The sequence below is a fragment of the Nostoc sp. DedQUE07 genome (assembly GCF_034530975.2).
GTDB lineage: Bacteria > Cyanobacteriota > Cyanobacteriia > Cyanobacteriales > Nostocaceae > Nostoc.
Genome location: NZ_JAVRCC020000048.1, coordinates 1 through 24,269 on the forward strand (window position 1 = coordinate 1; position 24,269 = coordinate 24,269).

Annotated in this window: 22 protein-coding genes and 1 tRNA gene; 8 read left to right on the forward strand and 15 right to left on the reverse strand. The window is 40.8% G+C overall.

Features of this window, described 5'->3' with window-relative positions:
* Nucleotides 1-109 precede the first annotated feature (109 nt).
* Entirely contained in the window at nucleotides 110-1,345 is a 1,236-nt protein-coding gene (locus RMZ95_RS26590) for a WD40 repeat domain-containing protein (RefSeq protein WP_322682158.1), read from the forward strand.
* Between the two features lie 89 nt (nucleotides 1,346-1,434).
* Here RMZ95_RS26590 and RMZ95_RS26595 read toward each other — a convergent pair whose 3' ends face one another.
* The 5 genes from RMZ95_RS26595 to RMZ95_RS26615 all read right to left on the reverse strand — a co-directional run bounded on the left by RMZ95_RS26595 (nucleotide 1,435) and on the right by RMZ95_RS26615 (nucleotide 5,795).
* Nucleotides 1,435-1,809 carry a DUF1257 domain-containing protein gene (locus RMZ95_RS26595; RefSeq protein WP_322682159.1) on the reverse strand — a complete coding sequence of 125 codons (375 nt, stop codon included), beginning with the start codon at nucleotides 1,807-1,809 and terminating at the stop codon, nucleotides 1,435-1,437.
* Nucleotides 1,810-1,908: 99 nt separating this feature from the next.
* Nucleotides 1,909-3,546 (reverse strand): AAA family ATPase, encoded by a 1,638-nt coding sequence (locus tag RMZ95_RS26600; protein WP_322682160.1) that lies wholly within the window; start codon nucleotides 3,544-3,546, stop codon nucleotides 1,909-1,911.
* A gap of 347 nt (nucleotides 3,547-3,893) precedes the next feature.
* The gene (locus RMZ95_RS26605; protein ID WP_322682161.1) at nucleotides 3,894-4,490 is read right to left on the reverse strand and encodes a hypothetical protein; all 597 of its coding nucleotides are present in this window, start codon (nucleotides 4,488-4,490) and stop codon (nucleotides 3,894-3,896) included.
* 407 nt (nucleotides 4,491-4,897) lie between these two features.
* Nucleotides 4,898-4,968, reverse strand: a tRNA-Cys gene (locus RMZ95_RS26610).
* 236 nt (nucleotides 4,969-5,204) lie between these two features.
* On the reverse strand, nucleotides 5,205-5,795 hold the full coding sequence (locus RMZ95_RS26615; protein ID WP_322672965.1) for a chromophore lyase CpcT/CpeT: 591 nt from the start codon (nucleotides 5,793-5,795) through the stop codon (nucleotides 5,205-5,207).
* Nucleotides 5,796-6,172: 377 nt separating this feature from the next.
* Here RMZ95_RS26615 and RMZ95_RS26620 point away from each other — a divergent pair, with 377 nt between their 5' ends.
* Complete coding sequence (locus RMZ95_RS26620; RefSeq protein WP_322682162.1) at nucleotides 6,173-7,399, forward strand: hypothetical protein; 1,227 nt, start codon at nucleotides 6,173-6,175, stop codon at nucleotides 7,397-7,399.
* Nucleotides 7,400-7,463: 64 nt separating this feature from the next.
* Nucleotides 7,464-8,210 (forward strand): Uma2 family endonuclease, encoded by a 747-nt coding sequence (locus tag RMZ95_RS26625; protein WP_322682163.1) that lies wholly within the window; start codon nucleotides 7,464-7,466, stop codon nucleotides 8,208-8,210.
* 3 nt (nucleotides 8,211-8,213) lie between these two features.
* On the opposite strand, the gene RMZ95_RS26630 is transcribed toward RMZ95_RS26625, so the two are convergent.
* The 5 genes from RMZ95_RS26630 to RMZ95_RS26650 form a co-directional block, all read right to left on the reverse strand.
* Nucleotides 8,214-8,576 carry a hypothetical protein gene (locus RMZ95_RS26630; RefSeq protein WP_322682164.1) on the reverse strand — a complete coding sequence of 121 codons (363 nt, stop codon included), beginning with the start codon at nucleotides 8,574-8,576 and terminating at the stop codon, nucleotides 8,214-8,216.
* A gap of 193 nt (nucleotides 8,577-8,769) precedes the next feature.
* Entirely contained in the window at nucleotides 8,770-11,067 is a 2,298-nt protein-coding gene (locus RMZ95_RS26635; RefSeq protein ID WP_322682165.1) for a tetratricopeptide repeat protein, read from the reverse strand.
* Between the two features lie 136 nt (nucleotides 11,068-11,203).
* The gene (locus tag RMZ95_RS26640) at nucleotides 11,204-11,599 is read right to left on the reverse strand and encodes a hypothetical protein (RefSeq protein WP_409883880.1); all 396 of its coding nucleotides are present in this window, start codon (nucleotides 11,597-11,599) and stop codon (nucleotides 11,204-11,206) included.
* A 314-nt stretch (nucleotides 11,600-11,913) separates the two neighbouring features.
* Nucleotides 11,914-12,921, reverse strand: a complete 1,008-nt coding sequence (locus RMZ95_RS26645; protein WP_322682166.1) for an aldo/keto reductase — start codon at nucleotides 12,919-12,921, stop codon at nucleotides 11,914-11,916.
* 236 nt (nucleotides 12,922-13,157) lie between these two features.
* A complete protein-coding gene (locus tag RMZ95_RS26650; protein WP_322672960.1) occupies nucleotides 13,158-13,463 on the reverse strand; it encodes an RNA-binding protein in 306 nt (101 codons plus the stop codon).
* Nucleotides 13,464-13,867: 404 nt separating this feature from the next.
* On the opposite strand from RMZ95_RS26650, the gene ilvA reads away from it, so the two are divergent.
* On the forward strand, nucleotides 13,868-15,379 hold the full coding sequence (gene ilvA, locus RMZ95_RS26655) for a threonine ammonia-lyase, biosynthetic (protein ID WP_322682167.1): 1,512 nt from the start codon (nucleotides 13,868-13,870) through the stop codon (nucleotides 15,377-15,379).
* 90 nt (nucleotides 15,380-15,469) lie between these two features.
* Here the strand turns inward: ilvA and RMZ95_RS26660 are convergent, their stop codons facing one another.
* Both RMZ95_RS26660 and RMZ95_RS26665 read right to left on the reverse strand, forming a co-directional pair.
* Nucleotides 15,470-16,507: a hypothetical protein gene (locus RMZ95_RS26660; RefSeq protein WP_322682168.1), complete on the reverse strand. Its 1,038-nt coding sequence runs from the start codon at nucleotides 16,505-16,507 to the stop codon at nucleotides 15,470-15,472.
* Between the two features lie 10 nt (nucleotides 16,508-16,517).
* Nucleotides 16,518-16,763, reverse strand: a complete 246-nt coding sequence (locus RMZ95_RS26665; RefSeq protein ID WP_099099597.1) for a hypothetical protein — start codon at nucleotides 16,761-16,763, stop codon at nucleotides 16,518-16,520.
* Between the two features lie 190 nt (nucleotides 16,764-16,953).
* Between RMZ95_RS26665 and RMZ95_RS26670 the strand changes: the two genes are divergently transcribed.
* The gene (locus RMZ95_RS26670; RefSeq protein WP_322682169.1) at nucleotides 16,954-17,178 is read left to right on the forward strand and encodes a hypothetical protein; all 225 of its coding nucleotides are present in this window, start codon (nucleotides 16,954-16,956) and stop codon (nucleotides 17,176-17,178) included.
* A 189-nt stretch (nucleotides 17,179-17,367) separates the two neighbouring features.
* On the opposite strand, the gene RMZ95_RS26675 is transcribed toward RMZ95_RS26670, so the two are convergent.
* Nucleotides 17,368-18,906 carry a TonB family protein gene (locus RMZ95_RS26675; RefSeq protein ID WP_322682170.1) on the reverse strand — a complete coding sequence of 513 codons (1,539 nt, stop codon included), beginning with the start codon at nucleotides 18,904-18,906 and terminating at the stop codon, nucleotides 17,368-17,370.
* Between the two features lie 341 nt (nucleotides 18,907-19,247).
* Between RMZ95_RS26675 and RMZ95_RS26680 the strand changes: the two genes are divergently transcribed.
* The 3 genes from RMZ95_RS26680 to RMZ95_RS26690 all read left to right on the forward strand — a co-directional run bounded on the left by RMZ95_RS26680 (nucleotide 19,248) and on the right by RMZ95_RS26690 (nucleotide 22,880).
* Nucleotides 19,248-19,901 (forward strand): MotA/TolQ/ExbB proton channel family protein, encoded by a 654-nt coding sequence (locus RMZ95_RS26680; protein ID WP_322672955.1) that lies wholly within the window; start codon nucleotides 19,248-19,250, stop codon nucleotides 19,899-19,901.
* The gene (locus RMZ95_RS26685) at nucleotides 19,885-20,289 is read left to right on the forward strand and encodes an ExbD/TolR family protein (protein ID WP_094352241.1); all 405 of its coding nucleotides are present in this window, start codon (nucleotides 19,885-19,887) and stop codon (nucleotides 20,287-20,289) included. The genes RMZ95_RS26680 and RMZ95_RS26685 overlap by 17 nt, the downstream gene beginning before the upstream one ends.
* A gap of 656 nt (nucleotides 20,290-20,945) precedes the next feature.
* Nucleotides 20,946-22,880: a hypothetical protein gene (locus tag RMZ95_RS26690; protein ID WP_322682171.1), complete on the forward strand. Its 1,935-nt coding sequence runs from the start codon at nucleotides 20,946-20,948 to the stop codon at nucleotides 22,878-22,880.
* A 2-nt stretch (nucleotides 22,881-22,882) separates the two neighbouring features.
* Here the strand turns inward: RMZ95_RS26690 and RMZ95_RS26695 are convergent, their stop codons facing one another.
* Nucleotides 22,883-23,470 (reverse strand): Uma2 family endonuclease, encoded by a 588-nt coding sequence (locus RMZ95_RS26695; RefSeq protein WP_322682172.1) that lies wholly within the window; start codon nucleotides 23,468-23,470, stop codon nucleotides 22,883-22,885.
* Between the two features lie 100 nt (nucleotides 23,471-23,570).
* Nucleotides 23,571-24,245, reverse strand: coding sequence for an ImmA/IrrE family metallo-endopeptidase (locus tag RMZ95_RS26700; RefSeq protein WP_322682173.1), 675 nt, complete (start codon nucleotides 24,243-24,245; stop codon nucleotides 23,571-23,573).
* Between the last annotated feature and the right edge of the window lie 24 nt (nucleotides 24,246-24,269).

The following is a 24,269-nucleotide window of genomic DNA, read 5'->3' on the forward strand; positions in this document are numbered from 1 at the left end:
AAAATTGGTTTACAAATTGCTGCTACTGTACCTCATAAGCTCCGAATATGCTGTAAGTGCGATCGCATTTCCTTAATTGGGAACACTGGTATTAGTGTCGAGGAAGAGAATGATGTTAGAGAATCCCAATCAACCACGAGAATATGATGCTGTACTTGGTGGACAAGCACCACCTCCAGTTTCCGGTGTAGTTCTAGGCGGAATCGAAGGCGTTAAGCGTCGTCTTTTAAGTAATAATTTAGAAGCAAAAATGGCTGCACTTACTGAAGCTATCAACTATGGTGATACAGGCTTAGAGTTAGTCATTCAAAGTTTACAGAATGAATCAGTGCAGTTAAAAGCGGTAGCATATAAGTTATTACATAAAAGAAAAGAAGCTGGTCTTGAACAGGTTATTGGAGCTTTCAATCCATACCATTATAAGTTTTTTGAATGTTTAACTACTTTAACAGGACATACATCTGATGTATATGGAATAGCATTTAGTCCCGATGGAGAAACTATAGCTAGTGGAAGCCATGATAAAACTATCAAATTATGGAATCTTCAAACCAGCCAATTAATTTCCACATTAGGTGAAGATTTATCATCTCCTTATGCCCTTGCGTTCAGTCCAGATGGAAAAACTTTGTATAGCAATAATTGGAATGAAATAAAAATTTGGGATTTACAAAAAAAGCAAGAGATTCGTATACTTAAAGGGCATTTTGATGCTGTTTTATCTCTTGCTGTTGCTCCTGATGGCACTTTAATTAGTGGTAGTCAAGATAAATTGATTTATGTTTGGGAACAACCCCATTCAGGAAAATATGATGTTTTGGGAGAGCATCCTTGTTACGTTTGGGGAATGAATACTGTTAAGGTTTCCCTTAGTATTGATGAGAAGATTTTGATTAGTGGTAGTGCTATTGATAGGGCAATCAAAATTTGGAATTGGAAGCAAAGACAACAAATTACAACTCTAGGAAACGAAACATTGGGTTTAAATAATTATGTACCAGGACTTTCTTGTGTTGCTATCAGTCCAGATGGAACAATTGCTATTGCTGGAGGAGAAAATCAGGTTGATGTTTGGGATATAGAAAAAAGAGAGAAAATTTATACACTTACTCTAGAAGCAAATAATAAGATTCACTCAATATCTGTTAGCAAAGATGGTGAAGCTTTCTTTGGAGCTTTAAATAATGGCATTATTAAAATTTGGAATTTGCTTACAGGTGAAGAAATTCAGGACTTAGAAGGGCATTCAGCTAATGTTATGTCTATTGCTGTGAGTCCTGATGGAAAAACTGTTGTTAGCGCGAGTATCGATAAAACTATTAAAATTTGGAGTATGCCAGACTAATACTAATTCGTAATTCATAATTCGTAATTAGGACTTTTGCAAGAGGTTAAATATCTAGGCTGGGAAAGATGCCCAGCCCAGGCACTTATTTACACCCAACGCCCTACCAATACTCGCACTGTTCCATCTTCTAAAACTTCTTCGTCCTCCACATTAAAGCCTTGTTCTTGCACTGTTGCCATCAAGGTTTTATGAGCATATTTTTGGCTGATGGAGTTAACAAACTGCTGTTGATTAATTTTTGCTCCCCAAAAGTCTGCAACTATTTCGTAATTTTCACCACTGCGGCGAAAACCTAAATCATAACCATTGTTCTGGCGAATTACATACTCGGCTTGAGTCGTATCGCCTCGATATCCGCGTACATTCGTGTTGCATTCAACTTGATAGTTTAATTCTTGCAAAACTTGATGCAGAATTTCACCGTGTTTGATTTGGACTTTGATAGTTGTGAAATGAGACATAATACCAATTTTGGATTTGAGATTTTGGACTTCGACTTCGCTCAGTCGAACGATTTTGGATTAAAAAACGAGGCGTAGGAAACACGTATTTTTTCTATTTTAATCGACTTCTAAAGGGCCTATTCCTTGTTCGGCTGAGTATTGTTTTAATTCTTCTACTAACAGCACATCATTGGAGGCGGTTCTGGCACCGGCTTGTGCTGCCCATTGCTTTAATGCTTCAATTTGTTCATGCGCGATCGCAGCTAGTGGCACTGTCTGCGCTACAGCCTGTAAAATATCCTCTGTATTAAAGTCTCGGCGCTGTCCCTCAATTCTTGTGGAAAATGCTTGGTGCATGGCATCAACGATTACCTGCTCAATTTCCGCACCGCTAAAATTGAGACTCTGTTTAGCTAACAAAGCTAAGTTAAATTCTCGCAGCCGATTCGGGCGTAACCGTTGCAAATGCACTTTAAAAATCTCTTGGCGTTCGGTTTCTGTAGGTAAATTCAAAAAGAAAATTTCATCAAATCTTCCTTTTCGCAACAACTCGGCTGGTAATATTTTGACATTATTTGCCGTGGCGACAATAAACACACTCGCAGTTTTCTCCTGCATCCAGGTAATCAAACTGCCAAACACGCGGCGGGATGTCCCCGAATCTCCGTCAATGCTACTGGTAATATTGCCAAAGGCTTTATCGATTTCATCAATCCACAAAACGCAGGGTGCCATTGCTTCAGTTAACTGAATCATTTGGCGTACCCGGCTTTCACTTTCGCCGACAATCCCACCAAATAAACGCCCAGAATCTAATCTTAATAAAGGTAAGCGCCATTCATGGGCAATTGTCTTGGCTGAGAGAGATTTACCTGTTCCTTGAATGCCCACAAGTAACATCCCTTTCGGGTTAGGAATACCGTAGCGTCTGGCTTCTTCGGTAAAAGCATCTTGGCGCATGAGTACCCATTGTTTGAGTTGATCTAATCCACCAACTCGTTTGAGTGATTCTTGTGGTGTGAAAAATTCTAGAATTCCAGTTTGCCGGATTGCTTGCTTTTTCTCTTCTAATACGCCGTCAATATCAGACTCATTTACTTGCTGTTTGGCAGCTAAAGCTTTTGCCAATACTCTCGAAATTCGGGTGCGGCTTAAACCTTGACAGGCTTTAACTAACTGTTCTCGCGCCAAACCAGAAACATTTAATTTATCTGGTACTACTAACTGTTGGATTAAATTATCTATTTCGCTAACGCTAGGTAAGGGAAAATCGACTACTGTCACTTCTTGCAGTAACTCGTCGGGAAGTTCTAAAGTATGGCTAGTAGTGATGATAATTTTACGCGATCGCTTTAACTCCCGCGTCAAGTTTCGCAACTCTCGCACAATTGGGGCATTTTTCTCAGTCGTCGGATTTTTCACAAATGGATGCAAATCCCGCAGTACAAACATCGCAGGTGTTTGGGCATCAGCTTTGCCAATTCGCCCTAACGCCGCCATCACCGAACCTTTATCTGCACCATTATCACTCCAACCCCGGACAATATCCCAAAATAAAAGCTGTCGTTTGGGCACAGAACGCAATGCAACTTGCTGCAACACTTCTTCCACAGGTTCTTCTTCAACGGAAATCACATACAGTAAGGGATACCGTGCCCGAATCATCAAATCAAGTTGTTCTACTAAGGAGGTGTATTGCTGATTCTCGCTGTTATGAGTTGCATCTCCTTTTCCATATTGATGAAAATTGTTCATTTCGCTTGAAAATGGGTATTAGGGTATAAGAAAAAGAGTTTTTAGCGCTGTTTAAAACTCTTATCTTTGCGCTTTTGCGCTATTTGAAATGGTAAACCAGCGCTGCGGGAGGGTTTCCTCCGCAGGCGACTGGTGTTAGCGTAGCGTTAGCGACGCAGGAGCGTCACCCGAAGGGTATGTTTATTTCTGCCGTGCTGTACTAGTAATTGATTAGTCTTAATTAATACTATATCCTTTCCAAGGATACTATAGCAAGCGCCAAGATGGTTAGGACGCAAAATGCAAGACATCTTCAATGGCGTCTCGTAAACAATCAAACTGCTCCAGTTTTTTGCGGATTCGACTTTTTAGTATTTATCACTGATATGCTTCCATTGTAGAGCGATCGCTTCTGATGGTCTGCACCCAGTAAAAAATAATAATTTTACTAAAGGAGCATAGTAGCTGTAGAGTTTACTCTCCTCGAACGCTTGAATTATGCTATCCCGTTCTTCCTTAGTAAAGGGATTGATTTCATATTCTGCCGATTCCGACTTCGGCATTTGAATATCTTTTGCCATACTTTGAAAGGGATTGGATTCAATTAGCTGACTTTTAAGTGCCCAATCACAGCAAGCATTTATATTTGTCAAAGTACGTTTAGCTGCATTAGCACTGAGATTTGCAAGTAAATAGTCTCGAATTGCGATCGCATCATCTAAAGTTTTAGTTGCTAACTTAGCAATGTGATTGCGATACTTGCGGTAGTCAACTGCATAAGTAGAAGGACTAACCTGTGGTTTTTTAAATTCAGTGTATTTTTCCCATAATTCTCCCAAGTCTGGTTGGGGTTTAGGTGAAGGTGTAATTGGGGTAACGGTGCTTAATGACGCTGCTGGTTTGTACTTAACTAAACTGGCATCAAACTCTCCATAGTCAATATCTCTCTGGATTTTTGTCGCCAAAGCCGATGCTTGATGTCTTCCAAAAGGTGTATCGTCGTGCCTTGTTGAAAGATAGAAACGCTTGGTTTTTAGCTCTCCAGTCGGAGTAATAATAGGACGATAAAAAACTAATTGGAGGCTGCCGTTAGAGTTCTTAATCTATACTGAACCCCGACGGGCAATACTTTGAGATTTTTGAGATTCCATAAGGGTAATTAACTGGGGTAAAGACCTTTATCCTTTCGCTTTACCCCAGTTTTACCCCAGAAATACTTATTGGGGTAAAAACCTCTACCTTACATTTTTACCCCAGTTCTTTACCCAAACTACCCAAAATAACCCCAAAAATCTCTAAAGGCTTTGAAAACAAGCTTTTAACGCCCAATAAAAAAGGGCTTGAAAACCCTGTAATGCTTATATTTCTTTAAAGGCGGCACCCGGATTTGAACCGGGGGTGGAGGTTTTGCAGACCTCTGCCTTACCACTTGGCTATGCCGCCACAGCAAGATTCCCTGAACTACTTTTATGTTGCTAAGGTATCTTAGCAGCTATTTAGCAGTCATAGGACGCTAGTTAAACCATGATAGCATAGGATTTTGAGCTAGAGATAGTAGGTTAACTGGATGTTTTTGGTAGGCTTTAGGCGATCGCGAGAAAATTTTGATTGTAAGTCGATCGCAGCACAAACAAATCTTAGCTGATTAAAGAGATTTGTAACTCCTCACTCCTAACTTGTTACACCTTTACTTCATCGGCAAAATTACCCCAGCGCAGAAAGTGAAATGGCCCAGCGATAGAACCCCAGAGACGTTCATCGGTGTCTAAATCTCTTCCCCTGTCGAGGCTGAAAAATTCTTTAGCGTCAATCTCAAATTCGTTATCCAGATAAGTATTTTTGCCGTCGCGAAACACTATGCAGCCTTTACCAGGTTCAACTCTGCCTTTGAAGCTTTTACCTGTCCACTCTACAATCATGTTGCAACCTGGCATTTTTTCCAATTGGTCAAGAGACAACTCTTTGAGGCGTTCGGGTTCGCGAGATGCACCGTAAAATTTCTCTTCTTGTTTAACGGTGTAGTGTTCAATCGCAATGTGGTTTTCTGCCGGAATTAACTTCATTACCCGCATCCGGTAGGGTTGATTGAGCGCAAAATCATAAGCTTGTTCGAGAAACAAACTTACCCCTGAGAACAATTCTAAGGGAAGGGGACGTATACAGACGCGGATATGAGCATAAAAAGGCGGATTTTCAAAAGCTTGTTCTTGATTGCTAAAGTCAGCTGCCATCCAGCGAGCTAAGGTGGCGATATCAGTAGAATGAGTCATTACAAAACGATTGACTAGTTACTTAAATACGATCTAGGATTATTTTGACACTCCCCTGGCTCAAAAATCCTGGCTGCGATCGCAATTTTTATCGTAATTTTTAAAATATATCTAGGATAGGTGCTCTGATTGGAGAAAATTAGCTGCTTCAGTACAAGTGAAACTTTACATCTTGTACCTAATAACTAGAACTCGTTAAGCATTTATTTTGGCAAAATCCGCACACTATCTTTTCTCTGTGTGGTGAAGCCAGATTGCTCTTAGGTAGGCTTTTCTTGTAAACCTGGAGAAAAGCAGGAGAATAGTTAGTCAATAATAGGCATGGGGATAATTGTTAATTATCTCATGCAAATCACTCAAGGCAAAGTAAAGTACTCATGCTCAGGCACTTAATTGCGATCGCTACTGCCACTATACTCTTTAGCAATTCTTTAACACTGGCAGCGAGTAAACCGCCGAAACCACCCGATGAATTTCCTCCCAGCCCTCTAGAGATTACCACACCCGATCCACTGTCACCGCGATCGCCCAAGGATAAACAGCCGTTAACTCCCCAAGAACGGCAAAAGTTAGAACCAGCGTTAGATGCCCTAAATCAAGAAGCGGCGGCGAAACTGCAAGCAGGCGAACAGGTGGCGGCGTTTGAAATTTGGAACCGAGAATTACGTTTGCGGCGCTTTTTAGGTTCATTAGCAGAAGTGCAAGCATTATCAAGAGTTGGCGCGATCGCTTGGAAGCTAAACGACGGACAAGAAGTACAATATATAACGGAACGATTGCAAGCAATTCAAAAACAAGCCCAATCTCAGAAAAAAGCTGCCCCAATCGATCTAGAATTGTGGCGAGCGCTAGGTGAAGCTTACAAAAATGTGCGATTGTCTAAACTAGCTATAGAAGCTTACAACCAAGTTTTGCTAGTAGTGCGACAACAACAAGACCAGACAGCAGTATTAGAAACCCTCAAAACAATTGGAGAACTGCATTTGAGTTGGTTTGATTATCGCAAAGCTGCACCAATCTATGAGGAATTGTTGAGTTTCGCTACATCCCTTGGCGATCGCGTAAATGAAGTAACATATCTGCAACAATTGGCTTATATTTACGAGCAGACAAACCAACCGCAGCAGTCATTAAATGTACTTAACAAACTAGTAGAAATTTATGCCAATGAAAATAAGCTTACAGAAATACTAGAATTAAAGCTAGCGATCGCTTCAGATTACGAATCTCTAGCTAAGAAAGATCCTAATTTACTGCTAGAAGCTTTTAATAATTATCAAGAAGCTTATACCACTGCTTGGCAATTAAAAGAATACGTTCGGGCTGCTGATGCTTTGCAAAAGTTAATTGCGTTGTATCGTTCCCAAGGACAAACAGAAGAGGCTTTGCAGGCTAGCGAAATTCTGGTGCAGATACAGGCGCAAGCCGCCAACTTTTACGGAATGATGCAAGCTTATGACCAAATTGGGCAATTGTATCTAGAACGCAAAGAATTTCCTCAAGCATTAACAGCTTTTCAACAAGGGTTAAAACTGGCGCAACAACTCAAACATGAAGAAGCATACTTTACTGGGCAAATTAAAAAACTGTCGAACGCAAATTAACTGAAATTTCTGCGATCGCTTAACATAAAAATACCCGCTACGCTTACCCCCAAGGTGAAAAGCTATGTCAGAAACCACCCTAGCTGCACCAGATATTCAACTCCCACCCACCCAAGCAGAATTACCATACGATGACGGTATCCCGATGGAAAGCGCACGACACAAAACCCAGATGGATTTGCTGATAGATGCTCTGATACCTTGGTTAGAAGAACGAGAGGATGGGTTTATCGGCGGTAATATGTTTGTTTACTACAGTCTGGCCCAAGTACGAAACAAAGACTTTAAAGGGCCAGACTTTTTTGCTGTGTTGGGAGTCCCGAAAGGAGAACGTCGCAGTTGGGTGGTTTGGGAAGAGGAGAAAGCACCAGATGTAGTCATTGAATTGCTTTCTGACAGCACAGCCCAAGCAGATAAAAATGAGAAAAAGCTGATTTATCAAAATAAAATGCGTGTACCAGAATATTTCTGGTATGACCCTTTTAACCCTGATGATTTGGCTGGTTTCTCTAATGAAAAAGGAGCTTATCAACCTATTGCAGTCAATGCTCAAAATCAGTTAGTGAGCCAATCTTTAGGGTTAGGATTGCAGTTGTGGCAGGGAAGTTATAAAGGTATTGATGCTACTTGGTTACGCTGGGCAAATGTGGCAGGAGAATTACTACCAACTCCTGAAGAAAAGGAACGCCAAAGGGCAGACAAAGCAGAATCGCAGTTATTGCAAACTGCACGCAACTTACTTGAGTCTGGGATGCCAATAGAACAGGTAGCGAGATTAACAGGTTTGAATGTATCTGAGATAGAAACGTAGAACTTAGAAGATTTGATTTTGAATGCGTTCTTCTCTCAACTCATCTATAAAAGCATTAACATCAAAGTTTTCTGGTAATTCTGCCTCTACAACTAAAATCCCTTCTTTTCGATAAATGTTTGGTTGGTTAAGGGGCAGTATATTAGCTATCTCAGAGTTTTGTTGAGTATGTTCTTCAGTGATTTGTTGACTCAGCGTATCAATTTTTTCTGTAATAGCTTGCAAAATCAACTGCTCAGTCGAAATTCCCTGATTACTTGCCCATTTTTCAATCTTTTGTTGGAGTTGGGGAGGAAAGTTCATATATGTAAATACAATTAATACTCCAATTGTAAAAGGCGATCGCTTACCACAGTCTATGTTCACACATTTATTTGTGTTGATGAGAAAATAGTGATGCCTTCTCTTCTCTTTCAGAGACGCTAACGCGAACGAGAGGCTTTACCAACGGCAATGTCTTCTCTACGAGACGCTACGCGTAGCTTGCTTCCTCGAAGGGGTACGACGAACGCTCAAAACTACTAGATTGCAGCAAACTCTATCGCCTGGACTCGCTCTTTTAATTACGAATTAATTTTTTAGTCAATCGCCACAACAGAGAAAAGGGTAAAATTAATATTGCTTTTAAGATTTGGACAAACTGACCTAACTGACGTTTCCAGATAGCACGGGGAGTAGACTGGCGTTGCAGGATTGTTAGATTTTTTCGAATTGTTGCTGTCAAAGGATGATTAACGCCTAAAATGCGATCGCACATTTCCAGGGCTTTAATGTAGAGAGGTTCGGCTTCGCTGTACTGCCTTTGGATATCGTAGAGTGCTGCTAAATTGTTCAAGCTAGTAGCTACATCGGGATGATCGCCATTAAACAGCCGCTTTCTCATTTCTAAGGCTTGGGTGTAGAGGGGTTCGGTTTCCCTGTACCGCTCTTGACTATAGTAAAATCCTGCTAAATTATTCAAGCTATTAGCCACATCGGGATGGTCATCATTAAACAGCCGCTTTCTCATTTCTAAGGCTTGAGTGTAGAGGGGTTCAGTTTCCTTGTACCGCCCTTGGCTTTTATAGAATGCTGCTAAATTATTCAAGCTTTGTGCCACATCGGGATGATCGTCATGAAACAGCCGCTTTCTCATCTCTAAGGCTTGAGTGTAGAGGGGTTCAGTTTCCCTGTAGCGCCCTTGGCTATAGTAGAGTCCTGCTAAATTATTCAAGCTTTGTGCCACATCAGGATGGTCGTCCTGAAACAGCCGCTTTCTCATCTCCAAGGCTTGAGTGTAGAAGAGTTCGGCTTGGCTGTACTGTCCTTGGCTTTTATAAAATGCTGCTAAATTGTTTAAGCTAGTAGCCATATTAGTATGGTCGCCAACAAATAAAGCTTGGCAAACATTTACGCATTGTTTATACCAGGGTTCTGCTAATTTATATAATCCTTGTCCTTTGTAAAATCTTCCTATCCCTACAAATACCCAAATTACCTCATCATTGGAGACTGATGCTAGAGTAATTAACTGTGCCTCTTCTGCTTCCTTTATCTCTGCAATTAAACGTTCTCCCAGGTCTTCAAGATGGGAAACAAAATAACTGAAAAATCCAATCTCTTCAGAAGTTGGTGAATCGGTAAGTATTTGGGCAACGGCTATCATCGCACTGGCGAAGGTTGTTTCTAAAACTGATTTGGTTTTGCCAGTATTTACTAACTGCTCTTGCAAAAACCACCGCACTAAGGCATGAATTTTATAATATCTTTCTCTTTCTTCTACCAGTTGCAGCAAGTTGCGCCCGTAGAGTTGCTTTTTAGCTTTGTTTAATTCATCTTCTGACCAAGTTAGCTGTCTTTGTTCCTGATTTTCTGCTTCCCCTCGACCTCCTGTCGCCACCCAAATAACTAAATCCCAAAGAATCAGTGCAGGAGAAAATAAACTCAAAAATTTTCCTAGTTGTTGCGCTAGTGGGTCGAGTTCTTCCCAAGTTAAAGCAAAGGCGGCTCTGACTCCCAGTTGAGTCGAGTTGAGAGTTTCCCGGTTTTGTAAAGCTGACTCTGCTAATTTACGTTTTTGCAATCGCCCAAACATGATATCTAAAGATATTTCCGGGTCGCGTACCAAATAACCTCCAACTAACTCTATCCCCAAAGGCAAATATTCCAGACATTCACATATACTTGTTGCAGTTTGTGGTTGGTTTTCAACTCGCTTATCTTTTTCCCCCAAAAGTCGTTTTAACAGTTCTAAGGCTTTGCCTGGTTCTTTTTGGGGCGAGAGAACATCTAAGGAAATCTCTTGAATAAAATTTGGATCTAAATGTCGCAGTCGAGTAGTAATTAAGACTTGGAAGCGGTTATCATCAGGAACAACTTGGCGGAGGTTGTCTAAATCAGTTACGTCATCGAAGACGATTAAAATCGGTAACTCAGAGTTAGGATATTTAGACCAACACCAGGCGACTTGTTCTTTAAGGCTTAAAAGTCTTCCTCCTAATTCTTGGGGAATCTCCAAACCAAACTGCAACTGAAAAAACTCTAAAACTTCGGCGGCGAGATTGGTTTCTCTGTCGTTAAACCAGGCAATCCCGCCATAATCTTGTTCGTATCGTCTGGCGTATTGGGTAGCTAATTCAGTTTTGCCCACGCCACCCATTCCCGCTAATGCTACATAATATCCTCGCTGCAAGTCTTCATGCAGTATTGTCAGTTCCGTTTCTCGCCCGACGAAATGAAGAGAACCGCGATAAGGAATATATTTTGTGGGAGTTAGCTGTTTCTGTCCCTCAATAATTTGAGTGCCAATGTTAACTTGAGAACCAGGGGCGGCGAAAGCGCCAACTTTGTCGGCAAACTTGCCAGAGTCTTCAGGCATACATAGTTAAATCTTACTGTTCACAAAAACTGAAAGACCTCTCTCCAAACTTCTCTCGGAAAGGTTGAGAGGCTTTGAATTTTGCTCCCCTTTCCTTGTAGGGAAGGGGCTGGGGTTAGGTAACACGATAAATGACTTAAAAGGATTGATTTTGAATATTTCCTGTCCCACCTGGCATTACTACCTGACCAATTTTATCTGCTAATTTTTCCAGGTTAGGCATAGCCAGAATTTCAGCCAATTTAGGATTTGGTTCTGCTTTAGCTGCTGCGGCCAATTCCTGCATAGCTTGAGCCACTTCCGGATTAGCTTTAGCAGCCGATTCAACCTCTAGTACAGCCTTGCCATAATCAAGTGGTTCCTCTGATGCTTTCTCTATAGCAACTACAGTCTGGGGAGACTGCTTTTTGAGGGTGACGATAAACTTGCCAGTCTTATCCACTAAAGTTTCTGTTAGCTTTTCAGTGGTTTTTTCTAAGGCTTTGGTAGCTATTATAGTGCCAACAGCGATCGCCGCAGTTTCAAGTATCATAATCCTGTCTTAAGTATGTGTATTTTATTAAAGAGCATTACTTTCTCAATTTATTGCCTGTGATATCTAAGTTTTTGGAATTGAAATCAGTTGCCGTTACTAAACATCGCTACTAACATCGCGCTTTAAGTTACTTAAATAACCAGTTTAGTTACCACCACTACGATTTTTGTGACAAACATGATTATTTTTGTTACAATATTACCAATTTGTTAGTAAAATAACGAGTTTAGTTACCACCACTACGATTTTCGTTGATATTGCTGGCGCTATCGTTACATTTAAGACTTTTCAAATTCAGCGACATTGAAATTTCACTTCGTTTGAAAGATATTTTGTACCATTTTTTTGTCTGCATTCGCCGCCGCCTTATCCAACTCTGCAATCTCACCAGCGTTTAATTGCCAACCCAACGCCCCAAGATTCTCTTTCGCTTGTTCCACGCTCTTTGCTCCAGGGATGGGAATAGTTCCTTTACAGATGCACCAATTAATTGCTACTTGTGACATAGTTTTGTTTCTGAATTGTGCCACCTCTTGCAAACATTCCAAAAGCGATTTACCAGCAGAAGCCGCTTTGCCTCTTGCCATTCCTGATAATATTTGCTTAAATAACAGACCTCGAATGCCTTTAGGCAAAGGGCCTTGCTCAGAGTATTTTCCTGTTAGTAGTCCCAAAGCTAGAGGGCTGTAGGCAATCAATTTAATATCCAATTCATCACAAAGGTCTTTGAGCTGGAGTTGGGTGACAGGATAGGTAGACAACAGAGAGTATTGAACTTGCAAACTTGTAATCGGAACGCCTCGTTGGGCGAATTTTTTCTGCACTCGCATCAGCCGTTTCGGCCCATAATTGGATAATCCCACGCCCTTAACCAGTCTTTGCTCATACAAATCGGCAAGACCATCTAAAAGTCCTTCTTCTTGCCAAGGAGCATAGTTTGCTGTTGACCAATGCATCTGTACCAAATCAACATTTTTTCCCAGGCGTTGAGCAGATGACTGGCAAGCCTTTACCATTGATTGACGCGTCCATCTCCACGGATAAGCAGCAAGCTTAGTCGCAATACAAATATTTTCTTTGCCTGAACCTACATATTCTCGGTTGAATCGTCCCAGAAGCAACTCGCTGCGACCATTCAATTTCCCCGTTCCGTAAGAATCACCTGTATCAAATAAAGTTACACCGTTGCTTACACAAAGGTTAAAGACGGCTTGCAACTGCTCATCCATACTTTCGTCATATCCCCAAAGCAGTTGGTTGCCCCAAGCCCAAGTACCGCAGCCCATGCTTGGGAGTGAGAGTTTTTGGAGAGTCTGCATCTTTGCTATTTGTAGATTGTCTTATTAATTATCAGGCATATATAGCAGAAATCATTTATTAAAGAAAGGCAGGAGGCAGGGGGCAGGGGGCAGGAGGTTGGAAGTAGGAGGTCGGAGGCAGGAGGTTGTAGAAAATAATTTTTCTCTCTGTTTTTCTTCGTTTAACCGAAGCACAAAAAAGGCAGACTCCTTGTCTGCCCCTTAAGACCTGAGAGTTAAATTTTTGGTTTTAGACCTTAATAGCGGCCACCACCACCACCACCATAGTTTCCTCGTCTACCACCAGAGGAACCGCCCTCTGTTTTGGGTTTGGCTTTATTAACTTTTAAGCTTCGACCCATCCATTCAGCTTTATCAAGGGCATCAATTGCCGCTTGTTCTTGTGCGTCTGATTCCAATTCCACAAACCCGAAACCTCTCATCCGACCTGTTTCTCGATCGACAGGCAATTGAACATTTTTTACAGTTCCATATTCTGCAAAGACTTGCCGGAGGTCATCTTCTTTAACCTCATAAGATAGATTGCCGACGTAAATTGACATAGAATGTCTCCAGAATCAGAGGGTGTAGAGATTTAGATCCGGAGAGGTCTGTAATACAAATATATATAAAAACAAACTGTACAGCCGAATTTCATCTTCCATGCATACTTTAACATAAATGGAGAAGTTATGTTTTTAAGTAACACTATACTTAATCTGTCGATCTAAGTACTCAGATAGTTGGCAAAACTAGTTTCAAATCAACCTAGCAACGATCGCATGAAATATGCAGCAATCAAAAAATTTTCATTACTGAACTTAATTTATCTTCAAAGAATATTAATTGATAATTTTTAGATTTTGTTCGCTCAAAATTTCGAGAGAGAACAAATCAATAAAACCAGTGCGATCGCTTGTAACGTAAAATTAGTTTCCATCCAACATTTGCTAACACCTTGACGCCCATGTTTTGCGACTACCTCATCCAAATCCTGACTGCCCGTGTATATGATGTTGCCCAGGAAACACCACTCGATTATGCTCAAAATTTGTCTGCGCGGCTGAATAATCAACTCCTGTTGAAACGTGAGGATATGCAGTCAGTATTTTCCTTTAAACTGCGGGGTGCTTATAACAAAATGGTGCAACTGCCCCCAGATATATTGGCGCAGGGTGTAATTGCCGCATCTGCGGGAAACCATGCTCAGGGAGTCGCCCTGGCAGCCAATCGTTTGGGAACCAGAGCGATTATCGTCATGCCAGTAACCACACCCCAAGTGAAGGTAGATGCGGTGAGAATGAGGGGCACAGCAGTGGTGTTACATGGAAACACTTATGACGATGCTTATAGCTATGCCCGTGAATTAGAAATAGAAAAAGGATTGACTTTTATTCATCCCTTTGACGATCCCCATGTAATTGCTGGACAAGGAACAATTGGGATGGAAATTTTACGGCAATATCAGCAACCCATCCATGCAATTTTTGTGGCAATTGGCGGCGGCGGATTAATTTCTGGTATCGGGGCTTATGTAAAACGGTTGCGTCCCGAAATCAAAATTATTGGTGTTGAACCAGTAGATGCTGATGCGATGTCCCAATCACTTAAAGCTGGACATCGGGTACGCTTGTCCCAAGTGGGGTTATTTGCTGATGGCGTAGCGGTGCGGGAAGTAGGTGAAGAAACCTTCCGTTTATGTCAGCAGTATGTAGATGAAATTATTTTGGTGGGTACAGATGATACTTGCGCTGCGATCAAAGACGTGTTTGAGGATACGCGATCCATTTTAGAACCAGCTGGTGCATTAGCGATCGCAGCCGCCAAAGCCTACGCCGAAAGAGAACAAATCGAGGGACAAACTTTAATTGCTGTTGCCTGTGGTGCAAACATGAATTTCGATCGCCTCCGCTTTGTCGCAGAACGCGCAGAGTTAGGCGAACGCCGCGAAGCAATCTTTGCAGTCACAATTCCAGAGGAACGGGGAAGTATTCGCCAGTTTTGTGAATGTATCGGCAACCGCAATCTAACGGAGTTTAATTATCGCATTGCCGACGAAAAAACAGCCCATATTTTTGTCGGCGTGCAAATTCAAAACCGTGCTGATGCTGTCAAGATGGTAGAAATCTTTGAAGCTCATGGATTTGAAACCCTTGATTTAACGGACGATGAGCTAACTAAACTACATCTGCGGCACATGGTGGGTGGACACTCTCCCCTGGCTAACAATGAATTGCTCTACCGTTTTGAGTTTCCCGAACGTCCCGGCGCATTGATGAAATTTGTTACTTCCATGAGTCCCGACTGGAATATTAGTCTTTTTCACTACCGCAACAACGGCTCAGACTACGGACGAATCGTTGTTGGTATCCAGGTTCCCCCCCACGAAATGCAAGAGTGGCAAGCTTTTCTCGATAACCTGGGCTATCGCTATTGGGATGAGAATAAGAATCCGGCATACAAGCTGTTTTTGGGATAGGTGGGGAACAGGCAGAGGGGCAGAGGAGCAGAGGGGCAGTATAACAATGCCCAATGCCCAATCCCCAATCCCCAATCCCCAATCCCCAATTTAACGAGAACTCCCCTTCAATATCAGATTTGAGTCCCAAGTATAGAAGCCGATTTGATTAGGAACCCTAGCAAATCTACCTGTACGATAGCCTCTAGATAGTTCATTCAGCACCTTATTTTTGATCTCTCTAATTTGCTGAGAATCTAGTTCTCCATAAATTCCGGTGATGACTTCAGCCACGCTGAAAATTTTACCTGGATTTTGTTTTAACAGAGAGGTGAGGGCATCAATTAAAAATTGGCCCTCAAAGGCTTTGAGCATCGGTACTGTTTTTGTCGGAGGAACGAAAGGCTTCTTATTTTTGTTCTTGATATTCCTAGAAGCACCATTGCGATTACTTGGGGCTACTAAACTTAAATCCAAAGTATAACAACCTGGCTCATCGGGAATAGTTACCCAGTAATTCCTTTCTCTGCCTTGGGTGAGGGAAGATTGCACTCTACCTTTAACTACTTTGAATAGATTGGAATCTAACTCTCCATAAAGCGATCGCACGATAAAATCGATATGACAAACAGTACCTATCTGTTCTTGCAATAGCTGTTTTATGGCTTCCATTCGCGAGATAGCGTGCTGATACTGAGGTAGCATCGGAATTTCCACTACCTTCGTTGAACTATCGTTGTTCTCTGGAGCGATCTTTGGATCTGTTGATGTCGTTTGAGATTGACTCTCTTTTGTATCAACAGCAGAAAAAGAATTATTTATCTCAACCCGATCTGAGTCTTTTTCTACTAACTCTAAAGACTCCACCAAGTTGATTTTGTCGATGTCATCAAGGGGTGATAAAAACCGCAGAGAACTTTCCCCAGAAAGATTTGAGGTTTCATCAGCCGCCGTTAATCTTGATATCTGCTTGTTGGTATCAGAAGAAGACCAGTTAGACAACAACGCTTCTACATGATCTAGCTGCGATCGCGCCTGCACAAAGAGGCGTTCATACTCTTCTGTAAGGCGAGCATAATAGTCTCGTAATTCCAACAGTGGTGAGAAAAAGGTTTCTGGAGGCGGTTCTAATTGTCCATTTTGAGTCATAGGGCTTTAATCAATTTAAATCGATGTCACTTTTATAAGACATTGCTCTGGGTTTTGCCTTGTGAGATGCAGGTTGGGATTTCTTAGGCGGTTGGGGAGGGCGACATCTCTCACAATATAAAGGTCGAGGGCCGAAAGTCTCGCGTTTTGTCAGATCGTTACACTCTTTACAGACAAACTGGAAAACACGAGTATGAATCTGTCTTTTGTGCGCCCTGACAGTATATTCTCTAACATCAATGAATTTACTTGCCATAATCAGGAATTGTGAATTGCCGACGTTATCAATGTCCTATCAATATAGCTATTCAAGCAAATCAAACCGCATCAGTGTGTGTTTATGTAGAAGTTTTATTCAAATCAGTGAATTTGACATCTAGACATAAAGTGCAAATGAGCAATTTGAGATTTAGCCGTTGACTATATCTCTCAGCATATAATTGGTGATGAGCAAACACTACTATCATTCTTTAGGCGCAGCAATTTACATTGCCATTGCCCCGATTAGAAAAATGGATCGGGAAAGTCCAGGATTATTTACTTCCAGTACTATTGATTGGCAAAGGGCGCGATCGCCAGTGTCTCTAATAGCCCATCATAAAATTACCGCACTCCTAACCCCTCTTCTTCATGCTAGATGGGTAATGCTTAATGAAGCCATTCCTGTCTAAAGAACAACCGCCTCCTGTTTAGGAGGCGGCGATCGTTGTTAATCAAAGTATGATTCCAATAAGTTTGATCCCTCTATTAGTAGTATGTCAAGTCAACTTCACGGGGTCAATAACTTTGTAGTCAGAGCTTTAGCCCTTTGTTAAGCGCTCAAGCGCTTATTATTAACCCATGAATTTCAACTTAACAGACTACTGCTGACTGGGAGTAGCAGGTTGTGATTGAGGTTGTTGGCGTAAACGACGCAAAGAGTCCCGCAATTTATTCTGGCTAGCGTTATCTCTTCGCCGCCGCCGATTTGTGGTTGTTTGTGGCTTTTGTGATGAATCGGTAGTCGTTTGCTCGCGCTGGATGCGGCGTAGGGACTCTCTTGCAGTTCCTTGAGTACGAGTTGTTCTAGCTTCAGATGATGAGTTTCTCGCAGGACTTTCTGCTCTTTGAGGTTCCAGTCGCCGACTAAATCCAGATATTGCTGGTCTTGATGGGGGTGCCAACTCTCTGCGCCTACGTCTTGGAGTTTCCTGTGTAGAGTTAGCAGCCGTTGTTTGCTGGCTTCTCTGTGTCTCTTGTGCTTGTCTTTGTGTTCTCCGTTCTTGAACTTGGCGCGATCGCCGTGAGCCTTTGATGGCATATTCAGTGGCTATAGATACTCCTTGTCTACCACCTTCTGTGGGTTTTAATTTCCAGTCACGCGCTTGTCTCTTGGTTTCTTCATCCAAGTCGCGGTTTCCACTAGAGCGAGCAATCCGCACATTAGTAACATTACCTTGTGCATCAGTATCTACAGCTACTTCTACTCTGCCTTCAACTCCTCGCCGTCTTGCTGCCTCTGGATATTTGGCATTACATTCGCGGCAGGCTGCACGACCATTACCATTACCTGAACTGTTAATTTTTGGAGTTGTAGGCGCTGTTGCTACTGTGGGACGGTTTCCTGTTCCACTACCAATTCCACTACCAGTGCCACTACCGATGCCACTACCAGTGCCGCTACCGATGCCGCTACCAGTGCCGCTACCGATGCCACTGCCTCTGCCACTACCAATTCCACTACCGATGCCACTGCCTGTGCCACTACCAATGCCGCTACCAGTACCAGTACCAGTTCCACTGCCAATGCCACCGCCACTGCCTGTGCCAGTACCTCCGCCAGGGCCAGTACCGCTATTTGTACCTACAGCAATACCACTACCTGAGCCTAAACCAACACCAGATCCGCCGCCACCGCCACCGCCACCGCCACCACCTGGTGAACTTGCTTTGGAATCTTCAGACGGAGCTGATTGGGGAATGGATGATGCAGATTTCACAGGTACTTCTGGTACCGCTCGTGGAATAGGTGCAGATTTCACAGCAACTTTTGGCTCGATCGGAATTGCTTTTGGCGGCGTATCTATCGGCTGTGGCTTCTGAGGGACTGCTGTAATCTGTTCAAATTTTTCTACTGGTGGAGTTTCTATAGGCTGTTTTTGGACAACTTCTGGTTCTTTATTTATTTCTTTTGGAATCTCTGCAATTGGTTTTTCTGGTTCCGCAGTCGGAGCATCCACGAGCGCCAACTCTATTGGTTCTTCTTCTCCTGTAGGTACTCTGGTCAAATAATTACTTATGCCAGAAGACAGTACGCCGATATGCAGCGCCAGTGAACCTATCAGACTGTAAGTCAGAAAAGACTTGAGAGCCTCAACTTCTTTGGAACGTTGCTCGACAGTAATGCCAGAAAAGCTCATAGCTATTGCTACCTATTCTCACTAATTTAGCTATCTTAGAATGCAAGGTTACAAATATCAAGTAAAAATTCAAATTAATTGCGATCGCTTTACAGAATCCTGGACTAGGATAAACATCTTTTTAAACCACCAATATCATGCTTTTTGGACAAAATTAACTTTTATTGCAATTAAATTAAATTAATTTATGTAAAACAAACGAACAAGTAAATAAAAATCATGATCGTTTCATTTGAAAAATTTCTCATTATATCTTATATTTTGTTGAGAATAAGTTTCATCTTTTCTCTAGATTCTGGTAGTCTAATTTTGTATTGTGGATGACGTTATAGAGGCACTACATGGAAATTCAGAATTTATTTGCAGCAGGTGGTATCGTCATGTGGCCCCTGTTGGCGTTTTCGGTAGTAGGTGTGGCACTGATTGTCGAGCGGATTAGATTTTGGGTAAGAATCAATCAGCGTCAAAACCGGGTGGTGCGAGATGTTTTGAATCTCTACCGTCTCGATAATATTGTCGGTGCAATGGATAAACTTCAGAAAAACGCAGATTTGCCACTCGCTCGGATTTTTCTGGCGGCTTTAGAATTAGAAGAGCCAAACCCGGAGGAGTTTCGTTTGGCGTTAGAAAGCGAATCACAGGCTGAAATACCTGTGTTAAAACGTTTCCAAAACCTTTTTGAGACAATCATTAGTCTGGCACCACTGTTAGGTCTTCTCGGCACAGTATTAGGATTGATAGCTTCTTTTGCTTCCCTAAATCTTGGTGATGTGGGAGGTAGCAAAACGGCAAGTGTTACGGCTGGGATTAGTGAGGCTCTAGTATCAACTGCATCAGGATTGATCGTTGCTATATTCATACTCATGTTTGCCAATACCTTCCGGGGATTGTACCAACGGCAAATTGCACTAATTCAGGAGTATGGGGGACAGCTAGAATTACTTTACCGCCGTCGCTATGAACGAGGAGAAAAAACCTATGCGTCTACCAGATGAACCAGAACTTCCGCTCCAGATCAACATCGTGCCGATGATTGACGTGATTTTTGCAATTTTGACATTTTTCATCATGTCAACTCTGTTTTTAACACGTTCGGAAGGTTTGCCAGTCAATTTACCGAAGGCCGCCACAGCTAAACAACAGCAAGTTCCCACTAAAATTACCATTACGGTAGATGAAAAAGAACAGGTAAGCCTGAACCGTAAACCAATTGCAGTTGATGATTTAACAGCGCAAGTGCGGACTTTAGTTGGTTCTAACCCGGAAGTATTAGTGATTATTAATGCTGATGAAAAAGTTGATTATGGCCGGGTGGTAGCGGTAATGGATCGGGTACGTCAGGTTCCGGGAGCTAAATTAGCGATCGCTACCCAAAGAGAGTAAATAGATATATTAGGCATCAGAAGTTCAGAGAGTCAGGAAAATTCTATATTCTGACTCCTAACTCCTTCTTGTCTAATAAACATCTCTAGCAATTATGCGTTGTCCAAAATCCTTGTTATACACAATTCATTAATTTTGCCTAGCTAATTTTCACCAAATATTTAATTCTAACAGCAGTAACTTTTATTAACGTGAGTTCGACAAGCCCTTTTTTGACCTCTCCCTCAACCCCTCTTAGACACCCCTACCGTGATACACAAGTCGAATTACCCCCCTTAATCCCCCCGATGTATTGGGAGGAAACCGGAAAATCTAGTTCCCTCCCCAATACATACGGGGAGGGTTAGGGTGGGGTAATTCGAGGACTAGTAGCGATTCGATAACTTGTGTATACACCGTAGCTTGGACACCCAGAGGGGAGCCAAAACCCTAATTTCTCGTTGCTCCTCCCTTTCTCCGTGGGAGAGGGAGGTTGTCCGGGAGAGGTTCATCGAACTCACGTTTTATTAATGTAGGTTTTGCTAAGGTTAAGTTTCAGCCGAATGCTTCCATTCTAGTATCTAGAATCACGACATAATCCAAACTGACTTGATAAATTGCTAATTACACGAACAAAATAAGGCATAGCAAATTTATACAAGCAGGTAGATTATCTGATGACTATTCCAGAGTCAATTAAAAAATTCATTACATGGATACAAGGTTTTGATCGTCGTGTTTTACACAATGAAGATGACGTAAAAGAAAAGTTAATTTTGCCCATGTTCCGCTATCTCTACTATCCAGAGATATGTCATCGTCAATACTCTTTGAAAACATATCAATCAGAAACACACACCAAAAATCCAGAAATTGCTCAGATATATTTTGCCACAGATGATGTTAAAAAACAAAATACAGATACATCACTCATTTTTGTAAAAACGATAGAACCGCATAAAACTAAGTTAAATAAAGCTATTGAGCAAGCTAAATTTTATAGTAATCATTTTAATACACTATTTTTTATTGTCACTAATGGATATGAAATTAAGGTTTTCCAGCGCCTAGATTATAATCGAGAAGAATTAGTATTCGATCTAAATATAGATGCCTTTAAAAATAACGATATCGTCTCAAAGTTTTATAATAAACTCAATTTTGATGTAGTTAAAAATATTGATAAAAATATAGCCGATATTTTGACATATTCTAAATGTAACTTAATAGAAAAATTAATTATACGCCATCCAGATTTACAGTATTTTTTAGAAAAATGTGATTTTGAGCCTTCTATAACATTAGAAGGCTGCCACTTAGTTGTTGTTAAACCAAAAGTAGCGATCGCCTGTAATTTACCCAAAGCTTTTGGAGAAGGTAATTGTCAAATAGAATTCAGTAGTATTCTTTTTAAAGGTTTAAAAATTCACTTAAATCATCAAGATATTTTAGGTAACTTAATGACTGGATTGCACACTCAACCAGATTGGGGATGTCGTCGTTTTTTAAAACAGATAGATAAAGATAGTTTTATAGTAAATTTGGGTCAAATAACAGTCATTTTATCAAACTTAGAAGCAATAGACTTGTGTTTGTGTATTGATGAAATTTGCCAAAAATATAAAAACTCAATAATTGAATTTGAGAATGCTTTAGAAACATGGGATTTTGAATTCATCAAATTTTCAGAAGTTCGTGGTTTTATACTTTTTTCTGTTAGGCAAGAATTATGGGAGTTAATGCGGCAGTTTTTTAAAGAATTTGATTATAATAAAGGCAAGTCAGAATGGCATCTATTTCATAGAAAAAATATCTCAATTCGAGTGAGTAAAGGAATTCGCGATCGTGCATTTATTTTTCCCAAATTTAACAGAGATTTCTCTTTATTACCTAGTAATCAAATTGATATAATCTACGAGATAAATGATATTAATTTACAATCTATAGAAAAAGCTAAATTTAGCTTCTGGCAGCAAGATATTGGAGTAAGAGGAACTTGGACAGCTAGATATACCAAACAATGGTTATTAGATAAATATATTCCCAAAGTTATTACTTATTACTCTAACAAATCTCAATTATCTGAATCTGAATTGCTAGCAAAAATAACAAATTACAGAAATGAACGTGTGCTGATTAAAGAAATTGATAATATTAAAGATTTAGTACCTTATCTTCGTGACATCCAATCTTGGCTACATATCTATGTGGAAAATATTGCGGCTTCGCTATTGAAGCCATATTACCAAGCCTATACAAATTTAGTGCGTAACACAGATTCTTCCATAACAGGCATAGACTATATTTTTGGAAATTTGCAAAGAGTTGAGTGGAAAAATACGCTAGAAGAAAATTATAGCAATTCCACAGACTGGAAAAACTTGACTTTTAAATATGCTATAGATTGCTTAGATCGGCAAGTAATAAGAATAAATAATAGTGAATACGAGAATAGTTTCAAAGCAGATTTAATCACTCGGATATTTATTTGGATTATAAAAAATGGTAAAATATCTTTTTCACAAGCTCAGTTAAATGCTGCTAAACAGGCTTTAATACCAATTTGGGAACAAAGCCGCTTTGAAATGCGCTATATTTATCCTAATCAATAAAACTACATAATCTGCTGTAAATCCAACACAAACCCAGGCAATACATTTTCTCCTGATAAATTAGTAGGATTGTCTAATATCTCTACATTTTTACCTGGACGATAAATTTCCACGCGCTTGTTTTTGCAGTCAATTAACCAGCCTAATTGAGTGCCATTTTCGATATCCTCCTGCATTTTCTCTTGCAATTCTTTCAAAGAATCAGTACGAGAACGCAACTCTACTACAAAATCAGGACAAATAGGGGCAAATTTTTCTTGTTGTTCAGGTGTTAAAGCATTCCATCGCTCAATTTTCACCCAAGAAACATCAGGAGAACGTTTTGCACCATTGGGTAGGGTAAAGCCAGTTGAAGAATCAAAACCTTTGCCTAATTTAGTCTGTTTATTCCAGATTCCTAATTCAACAACCATATCAAAGTTACGGTTGCCAGTATCACTACCTGTAGGTGGCATAATTAATAATTCCCCTGATGCTGTGCGCTCAAATCGATAATCGCGGTTTTTCTGGCACATCTGGAAAAATTGCTCATCAGTCAAGTCAACTTTCAATTTGAGTGTAGAAGGGAAGGTGGTTGTCTTAGCGTTCATAGGCTATTGTGAGCATCTTAGTTTCTATTTTAGTAGTTTCAAGCGATCGCATGATGAGATGATGGAGTGCGATCACACTTTACCTATTAAATAAATTTGTCTACCCATTCGGTGCAGCTTTACCAAGATATATTTGCTTAGAACCCTTGGGAATAGAAATCCAACCAAGGTCTTGTAGACGATAAACAAGATTAGATATGGTTACACCAAGTTCCTCTTGCATAGCATAAAGATGTTTCCAGTTAGTTAAATCACGTCCTTTCCGTGTAGCGTCTAGAATGTGTAAAGGCATTAACAGACAACTTGCAAAAAACTGAGCTTGCCATTCAATATTCTCTAACTGGCTATTCATATTTATCTGGCTAGTTTTAGCGTCTACAGTGCGGCACAAAAAATATTTTGTGACATCTTCTAGTCCTAGATTTAATTCTAACTGTTCTGTAAGACCATCCGCTTCATCTTGATTGACATGAAGTACCCAGTGTCCAATTTCATGGGCGATTGTAGATTGTTCAAATCCTCCACTTAGTTGTGCAATAGATTCATTAAGTACAATCTTTCTTTGCAATGGAAGAATCTTTGCTACTATAAGCCCCTGAGTATCAGGAGGTATGCTTTGCCAGTCAATCATTATTGCCAAAGCATCAGCAGCACGACTAGCCTCAAAAGGCCACTTTGGAGGAAAATTCTCAACCTCCATAATTCTTAAAACTTCATTAGCTTTTAACTCAATTTGTTCTTTGCTATAAAATTGATATTTTCTGAAGATGTTCACTTTTTACTCCTCACCTTCTTTATT

Bases quoted from the DNA above. Each gene is read 5' to 3' on its own strand.
- RMZ95_RS26595 (WP_322682159.1), bottom strand. From the start codon at position 1,809: ATGTCTCATTTCACAACTATCAAAGTCCAAATCAAACACGGTGAAATT.
- RMZ95_RS26695 (WP_322682172.1), bottom strand. From the start codon at position 23,470: ATGAACGCTAAGACAACCACCTTCCCTTCTACACTCAAATTGAAAGTT.
- RMZ95_RS26640 (WP_409883880.1), bottom strand. From the start codon at position 11,599: ATGATACTTGAAACTGCGGCGATCGCTGTTGGCACTATAATAGCTACC.
- RMZ95_RS26680 (WP_322672955.1), top strand. From the start codon at position 19,248: ATGGAAATTCAGAATTTATTTGCAGCAGGTGGTATCGTCATGTGGCCC.
- RMZ95_RS26600 (WP_322682160.1), bottom strand. From the start codon at position 3,546: ATGAACAATTTTCATCAATATGGAAAAGGAGATGCAACTCATAACAGC.
- RMZ95_RS26650 (WP_322672960.1), bottom strand. From the start codon at position 13,463: ATGTCAATTTACGTCGGCAATCTATCTTATGAGGTTAAAGAAGATGAC.
- RMZ95_RS26590 (WP_322682158.1), top strand. From the start codon at position 110: ATGATGTTAGAGAATCCCAATCAACCACGAGAATATGATGCTGTACTT.
- RMZ95_RS26615 (WP_322672965.1), bottom strand. From the start codon at position 5,795: ATGACTCATTCTACTGATATCGCCACCTTAGCTCGCTGGATGGCAGCT.
- RMZ95_RS26675 (WP_322682170.1), bottom strand. From the start codon at position 18,906: ATGAGCTTTTCTGGCATTACTGTCGAGCAACGTTCCAAAGAAGTTGAG.
- ilvA (WP_322682167.1), top strand. From the start codon at position 13,868: ATGTTTTGCGACTACCTCATCCAAATCCTGACTGCCCGTGTATATGAT.
- RMZ95_RS26665 (WP_099099597.1), bottom strand. From the start codon at position 16,763: ATGGCAAGTAAATTCATTGATGTTAGAGAATATACTGTCAGGGCGCAC.
- RMZ95_RS26670 (WP_322682169.1), top strand. From the start codon at position 16,954: ATGAGCAAACACTACTATCATTCTTTAGGCGCAGCAATTTACATTGCC.
- RMZ95_RS26660 (WP_322682168.1), bottom strand. From the start codon at position 16,507: ATGACTCAAAATGGACAATTAGAACCGCCTCCAGAAACCTTTTTCTCA.
- RMZ95_RS26685 (WP_094352241.1), top strand. From the start codon at position 19,885: ATGCGTCTACCAGATGAACCAGAACTTCCGCTCCAGATCAACATCGTG.
- RMZ95_RS26645 (WP_322682166.1), bottom strand. From the start codon at position 12,921: ATGCAGACTCTCCAAAAACTCTCACTCCCAAGCATGGGCTGCGGTACT.
- RMZ95_RS26690 (WP_322682171.1), top strand. From the start codon at position 20,946: ATGACTATTCCAGAGTCAATTAAAAAATTCATTACATGGATACAAGGT.
- RMZ95_RS26620 (WP_322682162.1), top strand. From the start codon at position 6,173: ATGCTCAGGCACTTAATTGCGATCGCTACTGCCACTATACTCTTTAGC.
- RMZ95_RS26625 (WP_322682163.1), top strand. From the start codon at position 7,464: ATGTCAGAAACCACCCTAGCTGCACCAGATATTCAACTCCCACCCACC.
- RMZ95_RS26635 (WP_322682165.1), bottom strand. From the start codon at position 11,067: ATGCCTGAAGACTCTGGCAAGTTTGCCGACAAAGTTGGCGCTTTCGCC.